Origin of the sequence: Lutispora thermophila DSM 19022, from assembly GCF_900142105.1 — a bacterium.
In the GTDB taxonomy this organism is placed as follows: domain Bacteria; phylum Bacillota; class Clostridia; order Lutisporales; family Lutisporaceae; genus Lutispora; species Lutispora thermophila.
Window position 1 is genome coordinate 18,071 of sequence record NZ_FQZS01000003.1, and the last position, 14,141, is coordinate 32,211.

Annotated in this window: 15 protein-coding genes, 3 tRNA genes and 1 riboswitch; of the genes, 17 read left to right on the top strand and 1 reads right to left on the bottom strand. The window is 37.5% G+C overall.

Annotated elements, in window-relative coordinates; translation table 11 throughout:
- Positions 1–50: 50 nt before the first annotated feature.
- From BUB48_RS00115 to fabZ, 7 genes are all read left to right on the top strand, one after another.
- Positions 51–842, top strand: coding sequence for a M23 family metallopeptidase (locus BUB48_RS00115; RefSeq protein ID WP_073023274.1), 792 nt, complete (start codon positions 51–53; stop codon positions 840–842).
- An 82-nt stretch (positions 843–924) separates the two neighbouring features.
- Entirely contained in the window at positions 925–1,179 is a 255-nt protein-coding gene (gene spoIIID / locus BUB48_RS00120) for a sporulation transcriptional regulator SpoIIID (protein ID WP_073023276.1), read from the top strand.
- Positions 1,180–1,362: 183 nt separating this feature from the next.
- Positions 1,363–2,388, top strand: a complete 1,026-nt coding sequence (mreB, locus tag BUB48_RS00125; RefSeq protein ID WP_073023278.1) for a rod shape-determining protein — start codon at positions 1,363–1,365, stop codon at positions 2,386–2,388.
- 154 nt (positions 2,389–2,542) lie between these two features.
- Entirely contained in the window at positions 2,543–3,325 is a 783-nt protein-coding gene (gene flgF, locus BUB48_RS00130; RefSeq protein ID WP_073023280.1) for a flagellar basal-body rod protein FlgF, read from the top strand.
- 12 nt (positions 3,326–3,337) lie between these two features.
- On the top strand, positions 3,338–4,132 hold the full coding sequence (gene flgG / locus BUB48_RS00135; protein ID WP_073023282.1) for a flagellar basal-body rod protein FlgG: 795 nt from the start codon (positions 3,338–3,340) through the stop codon (positions 4,130–4,132).
- Between the two features lie 19 nt (positions 4,133–4,151).
- Positions 4,152–4,514, top strand: coding sequence for a rod-binding protein (locus BUB48_RS00140; RefSeq protein ID WP_084524277.1), 363 nt, complete (start codon positions 4,152–4,154; stop codon positions 4,512–4,514).
- A 1-nt stretch (position 4,515) separates the two neighbouring features.
- On the top strand, positions 4,516–4,938 hold the full coding sequence (gene fabZ, locus BUB48_RS00145) for a 3-hydroxyacyl-ACP dehydratase FabZ (RefSeq protein ID WP_073023284.1): 423 nt from the start codon (positions 4,516–4,518) through the stop codon (positions 4,936–4,938).
- Positions 4,939–5,353: 415 nt separating this feature from the next.
- Here fabZ and yyaC read toward each other — a convergent pair whose 3' ends face one another.
- Complete coding sequence (yyaC, locus tag BUB48_RS00150) at positions 5,354–5,869, bottom strand: spore protease YyaC (RefSeq protein WP_073023286.1); 516 nt, start codon at positions 5,867–5,869, stop codon at positions 5,354–5,356.
- Positions 5,870–6,089: 220 nt separating this feature from the next.
- On the opposite strand from yyaC, the gene BUB48_RS00155 reads away from it, so the two are divergent.
- From BUB48_RS00155 to BUB48_RS00200, 10 genes are all read left to right on the top strand, one after another.
- A tRNA-Pro gene (locus tag BUB48_RS00155) sits at positions 6,090–6,165 on the top strand.
- Between the two features lie 11 nt (positions 6,166–6,176).
- A tRNA-Val gene (locus BUB48_RS00160) sits at positions 6,177–6,252 on the top strand.
- Between the two features lie 315 nt (positions 6,253–6,567).
- A tRNA-Tyr gene (locus BUB48_RS00165) sits at positions 6,568–6,652 on the top strand.
- Positions 6,653–6,795: 143 nt separating this feature from the next.
- Positions 6,796–6,894, top strand: a riboswitch (SAM riboswitch).
- Positions 6,895–7,156: 262 nt separating this feature from the next.
- A complete protein-coding gene (gene metK, locus BUB48_RS00170; protein ID WP_175548310.1) occupies positions 7,157–8,347 on the top strand; it encodes a methionine adenosyltransferase in 1,191 nt (396 codons plus the stop codon).
- 116 nt (positions 8,348–8,463) lie between these two features.
- On the top strand, positions 8,464–10,374 hold the full coding sequence (locus BUB48_RS00175; RefSeq protein ID WP_175548311.1) for a hypothetical protein: 1,911 nt from the start codon (positions 8,464–8,466) through the stop codon (positions 10,372–10,374).
- On the top strand, positions 10,371–10,664 hold the full coding sequence (locus BUB48_RS00180) for an EscU/YscU/HrcU family type III secretion system export apparatus switch protein (protein ID WP_073023290.1): 294 nt from the start codon (positions 10,371–10,373) through the stop codon (positions 10,662–10,664). The genes BUB48_RS00175 and BUB48_RS00180 overlap by 4 nt, the downstream gene beginning before the upstream one ends.
- A 54-nt stretch (positions 10,665–10,718) precedes the next feature.
- Positions 10,719–11,156 (top strand): flagellar export chaperone FliS, encoded by a 438-nt coding sequence (gene fliS, locus BUB48_RS00185; protein ID WP_175548312.1) that lies wholly within the window; start codon positions 10,719–10,721, stop codon positions 11,154–11,156.
- Positions 11,157–11,179: 23 nt separating this feature from the next.
- Positions 11,180–12,901, top strand: coding sequence for a flagellin N-terminal helical domain-containing protein (locus tag BUB48_RS18385; RefSeq protein WP_073023294.1), 1,722 nt, complete (start codon positions 11,180–11,182; stop codon positions 12,899–12,901).
- A 158-nt stretch (positions 12,902–13,059) separates the two neighbouring features.
- Entirely contained in the window at positions 13,060–13,497 is a 438-nt protein-coding gene (locus BUB48_RS00195) for a YaaR family protein (protein ID WP_073023296.1), read from the top strand.
- A gap of 124 nt (positions 13,498–13,621) precedes the next feature.
- Positions 13,622–14,131 (top strand): sigma-70 family RNA polymerase sigma factor, encoded by a 510-nt coding sequence (locus BUB48_RS00200; RefSeq protein ID WP_073023298.1) that lies wholly within the window; start codon positions 13,622–13,624, stop codon positions 14,129–14,131.
- Positions 14,132–14,141: the final 10 nt, after the last annotated feature.

Here is a 14,141-nt window from a genome sequence, read left to right on the forward strand (position 1 = left end):
TTGTATTATTTTTCAAACCTCTGGCAATAATACTGTTGGAGGTGTAGCAAATGAAGTTTAATGAATTATTATCGAAACGAAAAATAATTATCCCTGTTGTAATCATAATAATTGCAATGTTGGCAACTGTAGGAGCATGGCAGTACAAAAGATACTTGGACAACAAATTTTCTGGAATGGATTTTGAAAGAGGATTGGAAGAGTTCGAAGACTTGGAGGAGTCGGAGGAGGATGGAGAGGAGAAAAATTCTTTTGAAGGCAGCATAAGCATAGTAGAAGAAGAGCCTACAGAACAAGCTGAAGGCTCTAGAGAAGATATTACAGAAGTAAATGCCACTCAGCCCTCCCAACCAAAGATATCTGAGAAAAAATCTGAAGAAACTGCTGTGACAGCAATTAAGCTGCAAGAACCAAAGGTAGAGACTATGCTGGCACCTGTATTTGGAACTATATCTTTAGATTATTCAGATTCACAACTTGTCTATTCGAAGACTCTCGACATGTGGACTACTCATGAAGGATTGGACATAAAAGCAGAAGAAGGCAGCCAAGTTAGAGCCGTGATGGATGGAATAATATCTGAAGTAACTAATGATCCTCAATGGGGCATGACCATAGCAATTGACCATGGTGGCGGAGTAACAACCATATATAGCAACTTGTCTACGCTGGACATGGTTACCGTAGGTCAGGAAGTGAAAAAAGGTGATGTCATAAGTGGAGTTGGAAAAACTGCCATTATTGAAATCGCAGAGGAGCCTCATTTGCATTTTGAAATAATGAAGGATGGCAAAAGCTTGGACCCCAAAATTTATTTGCCCAAGCAATCATTGAAACGATAGGGGTGTGAGTTTAATAGATGTTCTATATTGATAGATTTTTGCATATTAATTTAAAGAAGACACAGATAAGGGGGTATATGAATTGAAGGATTACATTGAAGAAAGAGCACTTGAAATAGCAAAGTATATAATAAGCAGCAGGACAACAGTTAGAGATGCGGCAAAAATATTTGGTGTAAGCAAAAGTACGGTACATAAGGATGTTACCGAGAGACTGCCTAAGATAAATCCGGTGGTAGCTCTTCAGGTTAAGGAAGTAATGGATAAAAATAAAGCAGAAAGGCATATCAGAGGCGGAAAAGCAACTAAAATGAAATATCAAACCTTAAATCTATAGCCCCCGCTTTAGATGTAAAGCTCCGGAAGCATAATTAGCACCGGAGCTTAAAATTTGTACAATAAAAAGGATTTTTGTATTTTATATAGAAATATATATGCTGAACTGTGTAAATTTTAGGAACGAACCTGGCGTTTATTCGTCATAATATATATATATATTTGTAAATGGAGGTATTTTTTAATGTTTGGTGGACAGGATATAGGTATAGATTTGGGCACAGCCAGTGTGTTGGTCTATATCAAGGGAAAGGGAATAGTTCTTAATGAACCTTCAGTTGTGGCTATCGATAGAAACAGCAATAAAATCCTTGCAGTTGGTGAAGAAGCAAGACTTATGTTGGGAAGAACACCTGGACATATAGTAGCTGTTAGACCTTTAAGAGATGGTGTAATATCCGATTACAACGTTACCGAGAAAATGCTCAGGTATTTTATTGATAAAGCTATAGGTAAGAAGAAAATTTTTAAACCTAGGATGGTTGTTTGTGTTCCAAGTGGAGTAACAGAAGTAGAAAAAAGAGCTGTTATAGATGCAGCTAATCAGGCTGGTGCAAGAACTACTAGACTTATTGAGGAGCCTATAGCTGCAGCAATTGGAGCTGGGCTTGATATTTCAAAAGCCAGCGGAAATATGGTTATTGATATAGGAGGAGGTACATCAGATATTGCGGTAATATCTTTGGGTGGTATAGTTGTATCTTCTTCTATAAAAATGGCTGGAGACAAGTTTGATGAAGCTATAGTCAGATATATGAGGAAAAAGCATAATGTTATGATTGGCGAGCGTACAGCGGAAGAACTGAAAATAAAGATTGGAACAGCATATCCAAGAGAAGAGGAAGTTACTATAGAAGTGAGAGGGAGAAACCTTATATCGGGGCTTCCCAAAACCATGGAAGTAACATCTCAGGAGATGCTGGAAGCATTGGCTGAGCCTGTGGCAGCTATAGCAGATGCTGTACATTCAGTATTGGAGAGGACTCCACCGGAACTTGCAGCAGATGTCAGCGACAGAGGTATAGTTATGACAGGAGGAGGATCCTTGCTTTATGGTCTAGACAAGCTTATTGCCAAGAGGACAGGCATTCCTGTATATATTGCTGAAGACCCTATATCTTGTGTTGCAATGGGCACAGGGAAGGCGTTGGAGACCATAGATATTTTACAGGACTCAGACATCAACAGTAGAAGATTAGGGAATTATTAATTAGGTGTTGTAGAGAAGGACAGCATGGTTTAGCAGAAAAAGATTCCACGGATTAGGACTGTGGAATCTTTTTATAAACTCATTCTAAACTATTTATATATCTATGCCGATAATATGAATGATAATCTAAAATATATAGAAAATGGTGATGACTATGATTAGAGGATTGTACATATCAGCATCAAGCGCTTTTACCGAAGGAAAGAGAATAGATACTATAAGCAATAATATTGCCAATGTTAATACTACGGGATTTAAAAAGGACTTGTATGTTACACAAAGCTTTCCAGAATTGCTTACTTTGAAAATGGGAGGAGAGTCTCCAAATATAAGCGGCGTAAAACTGCCTGCTCCTTTAAATACTATTGGTACAATGAATGCAGGGGTTCATACCAGCTTTGTGTTTACGGATTTTTCTCAAGGAAGTCATGCTCCTACTAATAATCCCTTGGATTTGGCTATAGCGGGGAATGGATTTTTTACAGTAGAAACTAATGCCGGAGAGAGATATACGAGAGACGGAAGTTTTTCCCTAGATTCACAAGGCTATTTAGTAACCAAAGATGGCCATAGAGTTTTAGGAGAAAAGGGATATATACAGATTAATGGTGAGGATATAAAAATAAACGAAAAAGGCGAAATATATTCCAACGAACAACTTGTGGACAGACTTAAGCTTGTTGATTTTGAAGACTATATGGCTTTGATGAAGGAAGGAAATAATCTATATACAATAATCTCAGAAGAGTGGACAAATAATGAAAAAGCTTTTACAGGAAGTGTGAAACAAGGATATGTGGAAGGTTCCAATGTAAATGCAGTTAAGGAAATGACAGAAATGATTACAATGTACAGAGCCTATGAGGCTAATCAGAAGCTTATCAAAGCTCATGATGAACTGCTGGAAAAAGCAGTTAACGAAGTAGGAAGAGTATAGGAGGTATGAATTATGATGAGAGCACTATGGACTGCCAGCACTGGAATGACTGCTCAACAATTAAATGTTGATAATATTTCCAATAATTTAGCTAATGTAAATACTATAGGATATAAAAAATCAAGAGCAGAGTTTAAGGATCTTCTTTATGAGACATTAGAGAGGGATACTATCAGAAACGGAGAAGGAAAACCTGTTAGCGTTCAGGTTGGACATGGTGTAAGGACTTCTGCCATAACTAAGTTCTTTACTACTGGAAATTTAGAGCAAACTTCTAATCCTTATGATTTAGCCATAGATGGAAATGGATTTTTCGTAGTCATGGGACCCAATGGTGAAGAATTATATACAAAGGATGGAAGCTTCAAAATATCTGTAGATGAAGATACTACCAGACTGGTAACATCTGATGGATATTTTGTGCAGGGAGACATGGGAGATATAGAGTTAGGTATGGATGTAAAACAGGTAATGATTGACGAAGCAGGTATAATTACTGTAAAAAGGACAGATGATACTCTAGAGGAGATAGGAGCACTTACTATAGTTACCTTTGCAAATCCTGCAGGCTTGGAAAGCGTAGGAAGCAACTTTTATAAAGCCACAGGTGCCAGCGGAGAGGCTGTAGATACAGAAAATGATGGATCCGGTGGCAAGGTATTGCAAGGTTTCTTGGAATATTCCAATGTACAAATTGTAGAAGAAATGGTTAAGCTTATACAGGCTCAGAGAGCCTATGAAATAAATTCAAAATCCATTCAGACAGCAGACGAAATGCTTAGCTTGGCAAATAACCTAAGAAGGTAAGGTTTAAGGGGTGGAAAAATTGATAAATCCCATTAATTCGGATTATAATGTACAAATAAAAACAGCAGTAGATAAGGCTAAGAACGTAAAAGATGAATCCTTTGAGGATATGCTTCAGAAGGCAGCTAAAGAAAATGACAAGGAAGAGATTAGAGAAGCATGCAGAAGTCTGGAAACTGTATTTTTGAATATAATGTTTAACAGTATGAGAAGTACTATTCAAAAATCAGATCTTTTTGGAAATAGTTTTGCAAGAGGCATATATGAAGATATGTTGTATGAACAATATGCAGAAGAGGCATCAAGAGGCAAAGGATTAGGCATAGGCGAAATGTTATATGAACAGCTATCCAAGAATCTTAAGGTAGATGAAGAGGTCTAATATGATGGATGCAAAGGATATTCAGAATATAATACCTCATAGATATCCCTTCTTGTTGGTGGATAGGATTATTGAACTAGAAGAGGGGAAAAGGGCTGTAGGGATAAAAAATGTTACCGTCAATGAGCCTTTTTTTCAGGGGCACTTTCCTGGTAACCCTATAATGCCTGGGGTATTAATAGTTGAGGCAATGGCCCAAGTGGGTGCAGTGTCCATATTGGCTATGGAAGAGTATAAGGGTAAATTGGCTGTATTTACAGGTATAGACAAACTTAGATTTAAGAAACAGGTTGTGCCAGGTGATACTCTTCGCATGGAAGTTACTATGCTTGCCATGAAGAGAGGCATTGGTAAAGCTAAAGCAGAAGCATATGTAGGAGACCAATTGGCTGTCTCCGGCGAGCTCATGTTTGCAATTATTTAGGTTTATAAGGATAAGGATTTACACGGAAAACTCCACCGATTAACACGGTGGGGTCTTTTTAATTTGGTTGCGCTGCCAAGGGTATTCCTATTCCGTCCTGCTGCGTGCTACGGGTTACGAGCAGTCAGGATATTCCTTTGGAGTTATAAAAATCAATACCCATGTGAGCTGCACATATGCTTATTCTAGTTTGCTTCACCATCGAAACAATAACATTTAGTGTCTTTTAGTGGTTATAACAAAACCCGCCGTGTAAATCCGTGTTCTCAAAATGACCCTAAAGGAATACAAAAACATCCCGTGCCACGATCAGTTAGAATTCTCTTTTAGATGAGCATTAGAGTCACCAAAGTTAATAACTTATGCGATATTACATATCCCTTAGATTGACCATATAGCAGCTACAGTAATTATATCATTTAAAAGCTATGTAAATTCCGCGGGTTATGACCTCTGCCATCTTCATGACCAGATTTAACCTGATGTTGTGCATGGAGAGGAATTCTCCTGCTTCTGAGGAATCTACGATGCCTACTATAGAAATATCTCCTACAGGAGGAAGCCGCTTTCCTACACCTTTTCCAGGATGTATGGGGCCCTTTTTTATTTGAATGCTGCCAATGTTGTCTTCATTGCCAAGGCAGGCGTCTACAGCTATTATTTTATGATTAGGATAATCTCTTCTCACTTCATACATGTGTTTTGTAAGATTTACCGCGTGGATAGGATTTTCCAGAGTACCTAATATAGGGATTTTAAGCTCCATTTTGCTGAGAAATGTTCCTGTGAGGGGTCCTAAGCAATCACCTATATATCTGTCGGTGCCTATGCAGAATACGAGACATTTTCCTTTTATGTTTCTGCTAAGGTAATCAGCCAATATGATGTGGGAATCCTTCTGAAAGTAAAAGGTTTTTGGACTGTCCTCCAATATAATCCCTCCTGCCGTTGCTGCTTACTAAAATGTATATAGGCAGGAAGATTGATTTATACATAGGATTTGAATTCTTTTTGTATTACAATTTTGGAGGTTTTGTGAGAAAATCTATTTGTGAGCAAATGTGGAAGAGAAAAATAAAAATATTTTTGTCAGAAGAATAAATTTCCTCTTGCAAACTTTCGAAAATCTGTATATAATGAAATAGTGACGTCGGGGTGTAGCGCAGATGGTAGCGTACGTGGTTTGGGACCATGGGGCCGCAGGTTCAAGTCCTGTCACCCCGACCATTTTATTTTTTGGGCGCATAGCTCAGCTGGGAGAGCATCTGCCTTACAAGCAGAGGGTCATAGGTTCGAGCCCTATTGTGCCCACCATATTGAATAAGAAGCACGATTTTTAATCGTGTTTTCTTTTTTTGATTTTTTAGAACACGGATTTACACGGCAGCTACTATGGATTAGCACGGAGTGATTCTTTTTTAAGTATTTAATCCTTATTGTTCGCTCAGTATGACAACTTATGTATTTTAAAAATTTTTATATAATATTATAGTATATGCTCTTTAGTGGAGTTTAGTGTCTTTTAGTGTTCTTTAAACATGTAATAAATTCCATAAAAAAATCTATTGACAAAACCCATGTTTATGTTGTATCATATTCTTTGTCCGATAAATATGGGCAATTGAATATGGGGAAATTCCCGAGTGGCCAAAGGGGGCAGACTGTAAATCTGTTGTCTCAGACTTCGGTGGTTCGAATCCACCTTTCCCCACCATTTGAATTAAAACCCCGAATAGGGGTTTTTTTATACATAAAATTAATAATTACTTTATTGCAAAACATTTACACAGAGAGTCTTTCTTATTGACATTTTTTGATATATATGCTAATATGTTTTACAAATTGAATAGTAAAAAACCCTTATCAAGAGAGGTGGAGGGAAGGGCCCTATGAAACCCGGCAACCGGCCAGAGAGCGCGGTGCCAATTCCTGCAGGTTTATCCTGAAAGATGAGGATGAGTTTTCAATTTAATGAAAATGAGCTTCTTCATCTAAGAAGCTTTTTTTAATTCATAAGAAAAAGTAATAATAATGGTGTAGACTTTTTTTATGAATTGGAAAAAAGCTTTATTGATCGTTATAAATGCTTAACAGCAGCATTTCTTATTGTGTAATGGAGCATATTTTACTGCATAATAGGGAATGAACAATATTTTTAGCTTCCTTGGTAGAATGATAGGGCTATGCAAAGGAGATATTTTTATAAGGAGGAGATAGGATGATTAGAAAATTGTTTACTTCTGAATCTGTTACTGAAGGACATCCTGATAAGATCTGCGATCAGATATCAGATGCAGTTTTGGATGCCATACTGGAGCAAGATCCAATGGGAAGAGTAGCCTGTGAGGTTAGTGCAACAACAGGACTTGTTGTGGTTATGGGTGAGATAACAACCAAATGCTATGTTGATATACCGAAAATAGTTAGAGAAACAATAGAAGAGATCGGTTATACTCGAGCAAAGTTTGGTTTTGATGCGGAAACCTGTGGAGTGATCACATCTATAAATGAACAGTCTCCTGATATTGCCCTTGGAGTAGATAAGGCATTGGAGGCTAAAAAGGGTGAAATGACAGAAGCCGAGGTTGAAGCCATAGGTGCAGGAGATCAGGGTATGATGTTTGGTTTTGCTTGTGATGAGACTCCTGAGCTAATGCCCATGCCAATATCTCTAGCGCATAAATTAGCCAGAAGACTTGCACAGGTAAGAAAAGACGGAACATTAGATTATCTAAGACCTGACGGAAAGACACAGGTTACAGTGGAATACATAGATGATAAGCCGGTAAGAGTTGATACTGTGGTAATTTCTACTCAGCACAGTCCTGATGTGGATCATGATACCATAGAAAGGGATATGATAGAACATGTTGTAAAGCCTATAATACCTGCAGATATGCTTGACGACAAGACCAAGTATTATATAAATCCTACCGGTAGATTTGTAATAGGAGGTCCTCATGGAGATTCAGGCTTGACAGGAAGGAAGATAATAGTTGATACCTATGGTGGTTATGCAAGGCATGGTGGTGGTGCATTTTCCGGCAAGGATCCCACAAAGGTTGATAGATCAGCTTCCTATGCAGCCAGATATGTAGCTAAGAATGTGGTAGCTGCAGGGTTGGCCTCTAAGTGCGAAGTTCAGATTGCATATGCCATAGGAGTCGCAAGGCCTGTATCAGTGATGATAGACACCTTTGGCACCGGTAAAATTGCTGACGATAAGATAGCAGAGATAGTAAGCAAAGTATTCGATTTAAGGCCGGCAGCAATAATCAGGGATTTGGATTTGAGAAAGCCCATTTACAAAAAGCTAGCTGCTTATGGACATATGGGTAGAATTGATTTAGGCGTATCTTGGGAGAAAACAGATAAAGCAGATACTTTAAAGAGAGAAGCTGGATTATAATATATAAAGAGGTTGTTGCATAACTTAATTGCAGCAATCTCTTTATTTTTTTGTGTTCACTTTTTCTTAACTGTTGCCGATAAATATAACAGAGGTAGATAGGTAAAGGGGTGATAATGATGATGAAAATATCAAATGATGTTGTAAATATATACGGAGTAATTAAGGAGCAAAAAGGTGAAGTAAAGATTGATGGAGAAAAAACGGCTATGTCTGTAAAAGGGCAAGAATCCCTTGAAGCAGAGAAAGGGGAAGCTGCGAAAAGCTATATTAATTCACTGCCTTCGGAATTGAAGCAAGTTTTGGAAAGGGTTTTTGGAAAGGACATATCCTTGGACAGAGAGACTGTACAAGTTATAAGAAATTATATGGAAAGGTTCTCAGGTAACATTGAAGAAAAGATTCAGGTGTTACAGAACCTCATAAACAAAGAACTGGACATAAATATGAATAATTTGAAATTAGTGCACGAAGCTTTGCTTGGCAAGGATTTCAGTGAATTATTAAAAGGCCTTGGTATAAGTATCGATAGTGGCAGTAAAAACCAAGGGAGTAGCAATCTTAGAAGTTTGGTAGATGAAATAAAAAGCTTGATTGCTCAAGGAGTTTCTTTGGATAAAATATTGGATCACATGGAATCCAGAGCGGAATCCTTGGATGATGATACAGAGGCTAAGATAACACTTATAAAGGCTGCCAATGAAGGACGGCAAGCCGCTGCCTATAGGATGGATGACCTGGCATGGAGGATAATAAACAAGGCTTTGAAGGATCTATCAGAAGAGACTGCTGAAGACAAAACATATAAGATAGAGCAAAAGCCTGATGAAATAGATTTTAGCAAATTAAGCCAGTTTCAAGAGGGACATGAAGAGGAGTATTTGACATCATTGCTGGCAGCTACAGGCTTAAGCGGAAAAGACTATTTAGTAACAGAGATAACACCAAGGCTAAGAGAAGCGGCTCAAAGCTTTAAGGAGATAAAAAGAGAAATTGCCAATAATCTGGATATGGCAGCAAAATATATTGAAGAACCCGGAGCTACAAACATTCATAATGCTAAGGTGAATTTGCAGAAAACAATTGATCTATTGGATAAAGCCATTTTGAAAAGCGATATAGCATTGCTTGGTGATATGAAGTTGGAGAAGGAATTACTGAAAGCAGACAATTTTCTTCAAAAAGCCAAGGCTTTACTGGATAAAGGAGACTATGACAAGGCATGGGATATTGTAAATAAAGTAAAAAATAGCATTGAAGCATTAAACTGGAAACCTTCCAACAACAGAGTAGTGCATTTGGCAAGTTTAAAGGAAGGGTTTATGGAAAGTCCTAAAATCGAGGACAAGCTAAAAACCGCATTTAAAGCTCTAAATGATAATTTTAAGAATCAGGACTATACTCCCAGAAAGGTATATGAAGCTATAAGAATGATGGGAGAAGATCATGAGGGAGAAACAGCCAGGTTTCTAGCTGGAGAAAAAGTTGACCAGGAAGATCTTCATAACAATATCAAATCTTTGCTTATGAAATTTTCTGATAAAGATGGTGTTGCATCGGAGCTTGTGCAGAAGATTTCTGGGAATCAACTGTTGAATAAAGAGAGCAATGGATTTTTACAGTCAATGTTTTTTGCACTGCCTTTGGTCATTAACGGAAAAATAAGCGATATGAAGGTATATATCAATTCCAAAAAAGATGAGAAAAAGATAGATTGGCAAAATTGCAGCATATTTTTCTTGATAGATACCAAGAAACTTGGGGAGACAGGTGTTTTGCTGCAGGCTTCAGGAGGCAATTTGCACATTACAGTTAAAAATGATAGAGAAGATTTGAAGGAAAAAGCCAATACCTTGATCCAGGGATTTAAAGAAAACCTGAAGGAATTAGGTTATGAAGTAGGCAGCATAAGTTTTGCAGCATTGAATGCCAAGGATGAAAATAAGGTTGTAAACTCAAACCATTTAACATCTCCTGGAGTAAGCTCAGTTAACCCAATTAAGAAAGGATTTGACATAAGAATATGATATACAAGAATTTTAATCAAATCCAGAAAAGAAAAAATTCTGGTATGATGGCCGCTGCTATTCATTATGATGGTGGCGATGATGCGCCAAAGGTTACTGCCAGCGGCAAGGGGCGCGTAGCAGCAAAGATTATTGAAATGGCAAAGGCCAAAAGCATACCTATAGAAGAAGATACTAGCCTTGTGGCAGAGCTTATTGATATGGATTTAGGAGATAATGTGCCACCTCAGCTTTATTCTGTCATAGCGGAAATACTTTTGCTCATCGAAAGAATGGAGAGTATGCTATAAAGATTGAGAGATTTCATGACGATATTCTTATTGAGTAAATCTGGAGGTGTTATTTTGAGGATATACAGTGAACAGGAATTAGCGGAGATGAAGCCTCAGGAACTGACCTCTCTGTTATATCAGGCATTTTTAGAGAAGTTGAGAGGGGCCATAAAAGCCCTTGAAGAAAAAGATCTGATAGGGTCAAATTATCTTATTCAGGGATGTAATGACATATTGGAAAGATTAGGTGCAGGAATCAACTATAAAGCAGGAATTATAGCTGATCAATTGGAAGCCTTGTACGACTTTTGTGCCCATAGGCTTATAGAAGCAAATATTAAGAAAGATAAAGAAATGCTGCAACAAGTATTGAAGATCATGGAAAATATATCCCAAGGCTGGTTTACAGCTATGGAGGTATCTGACTTGGAAACAAGTATTAATAAAAAACTTGAAAATTATGAGAGCCATTTGTACTATGAGGAGGCAAATTTGGACATAGTGGAATAAAATCTAAAGAAAGGGGATATAAAATGAGGATTAATACTAATATTCAGGCTATCAATGCCTATAGACAACTATCTGTAAGCCAAAATAAGGTTTCAAAGAATATTGAGAAACTATCATCAGGCTTGAGAATTAACAGAGCTGGCGATGATGCCGCAGGATTAGCCATATCAGAAAAGATGAGATCTCAGATAAGAGGTCTGAATATGGCGGAAAGAAACACCCAGGATGGAATATCCTTGATTCAGACTGCTGAAGGGGCTTTACAGGAAGTACATAATTGCCTTCAAAGGATGAGGGAGTTGGCTATACAGGGAGCCAATGGAACCTTGGATGAAAAAGATAGATTAGCCATACAGAATGAAATAGACCAATTAACATATGATATAGATAGAATAGCAAGGACCACACAGTTTAATGCAAATCCTCTTTTGAGAGGCTCATTATTAGCAAGACCAGTTATAACAACCAATGCCACAGAAATAAAATATGAGGGAAGCGGAACTTGGAATGGAAATGTGGTTGCAGAACCTAGTGAACGAGGACAAGTGGAACTTCAACTCTTGGGGAATCCTACTGACGCACAGTATTTGGCTATAAATGGCAAATATTATGAGTTTGAAAAGCCAGACGATCCTACTGATCCGAACGATAGCAAGTGGGGGGTACAAGCTGGTCACATTGCAGTAAGGGTTGGTAGTAATGAAACAGAAACATTGCAAAACTTATTAAATGCAATAGGACAAAATGATAATACTTTTGATATTAAAGCCAGTGAAATAAATGGGTCTAGTTTGATACTTAAAACATCAAAGAATATGTCCCCATCAGATGCAAATCAAATTGAAGTAAATAAATGGACAGCTAATGTAAAATTTGTAGATAATCTAAGCAATGAAGCGACTAAGCCTGAAACTGATAAATTAAATGCCCCTGATACATCCACAAATTGGAAGACCATATACCTCAACTTTACAGAACTGCCTAAAGCAGGAGATCAACTGATCATCGATGGTGTAGAAATTAAATTTGAAGATACTTCTACTCCATATAAGGATGGAAAAGCAATAGTAGGGGTTAAAGATAGAACCGTATACGATGTTCTAGCAGAAGTATATAATGTTATAGCTGCAGCGAAGAATGACAGTAAAGCTGAGGCTTTGGTAGATTTTAAAGTTAATGGTAGCTCATTGATCTTATCTACCGACAAAACTGACGGCAAAACAAAAACCGGTTCTAACAATGGATTGGATATAGAATTCAGAGATAATGACTTTGAAACCTATGCAGGCAAGGAAATGGAAATAAAGCTGCAGATAGGAGCTAATTATGGAGAAAGCATGAATCTCCTTATTGGTGTTGTAGATTCAGCATTTTTGGGAATCGCAAGATATGCGGATCATAAAGGCGTAATATCTACAGCGGGAGTTGATGCAGAAGCGGGTATAAGCGTACTTACTGAAGAAGATGCTCAGAATGCCATAGTATTTTTCGATAATGCCATAAGGTTAGTTTCCGAGTCTCGTTCCAGACTGGGAGCTTATCAGAACAGACTTGAACATACTATATCCAACTTGACAACTACTGCAGAAAACTTAACTGCAGCTGAATCAAGAATTAGAGACGTGGATATGGCTTTGGAAATGTCGGAATTCACTAAGAACAATATAATAAATCAGGCTGCAACTGCCATGTTGGCTCAGGCAAATCAACTGCCTCAAGGCATACTGAAGCTATTACAGTATTAATATGATAAAAAATATTCTAATCACGGATCACATGACAAGACTCAGAATGAATCCTAAAGGCAACGCATCAAGAACCATAAGGAATACCTGAATAGTAGATGCTAGAAACCAGCCACTGACCAAATGGGAATACCCTATAGCAATAGGATGTGATATATATGAAAGTCAGAAATATTGAAAAAACCAATACAGATCATATGGCGGCGAAAAAGGTCAAGGATGAGACCTCCGTATCTTTTCGTGAGGTGATGTCTACTCGTAGAGATGAGATAGATATGGAGCGATTAAACAAGCTCATGGAAGAAGTAGATGATCGAGGTAAAGTGCTAGCCCAGTCCATGACCGTTGAAGACTTGAGGGAATATAAGAAAAAGGTAAAAGAGTTTTTGTCCGAAGCTGTTAAATACGGATTGAGAATTCAACAGAGTAGAGGATTTAACAGGGGTGGACGGATGAGAATGTACAAAATTGTACAAAAGGTAGATGATAAGCTGCTGGAATTGACGGACGCAGTGATAAACAAGCAGGAGAAGGGAATAAAGGTGCTAAGCCTTATTGGAGAGATCCGTGGACTGCTTCTTGATGTATATGCCTAATATGTTTACTTGAATTAAAATTATAACCGACTTGTAATCAGTCGGTTTTTTATTTTCCACGTCATAATTTCTATAATGACCTTATCCGCGGAAATAAAAGAAAAGACCGGTCGGAAAGGTCATTATGGATAAAAATGCAATATTGGAAAAAGCTCATCCACTGATTATTTCATCAATTAATAAATATGCTCTAAGCAAGGATGAGTTTGAAGATTTGTATCAGGAAGGTGCAATAGTTATACTTGAGTCTTTGGATAAATATGATAGATCTAAATCAGTTGATATATTTTACTATCTAAAAAATCAACTTAGATATTTTTATTTAAATTATGGAAGATACAATAGAAAGACTGTATCGATTAATGAACCCATAGCTGAAGGCTTAGAACTTGGAGATACTTTGATGGATGAATCAAGCTGTATAGAGGATGATCTACTATCAAGTGCAGAAGTTGAAGAAGCATATAGGGCACTTATGGATTTAAATTATGAAGAACGATATATAATACAAGAAAGTATAATTAAGCAAAGAACCCTTGATGATTTAGCAAAGGAGTTAGGTATAAGCAGAACAACATTGTTCCGCCGAAAGAGGAGTATATTAGGCAAAATATATAACAAGATGAATAATTAGATGTTTATAT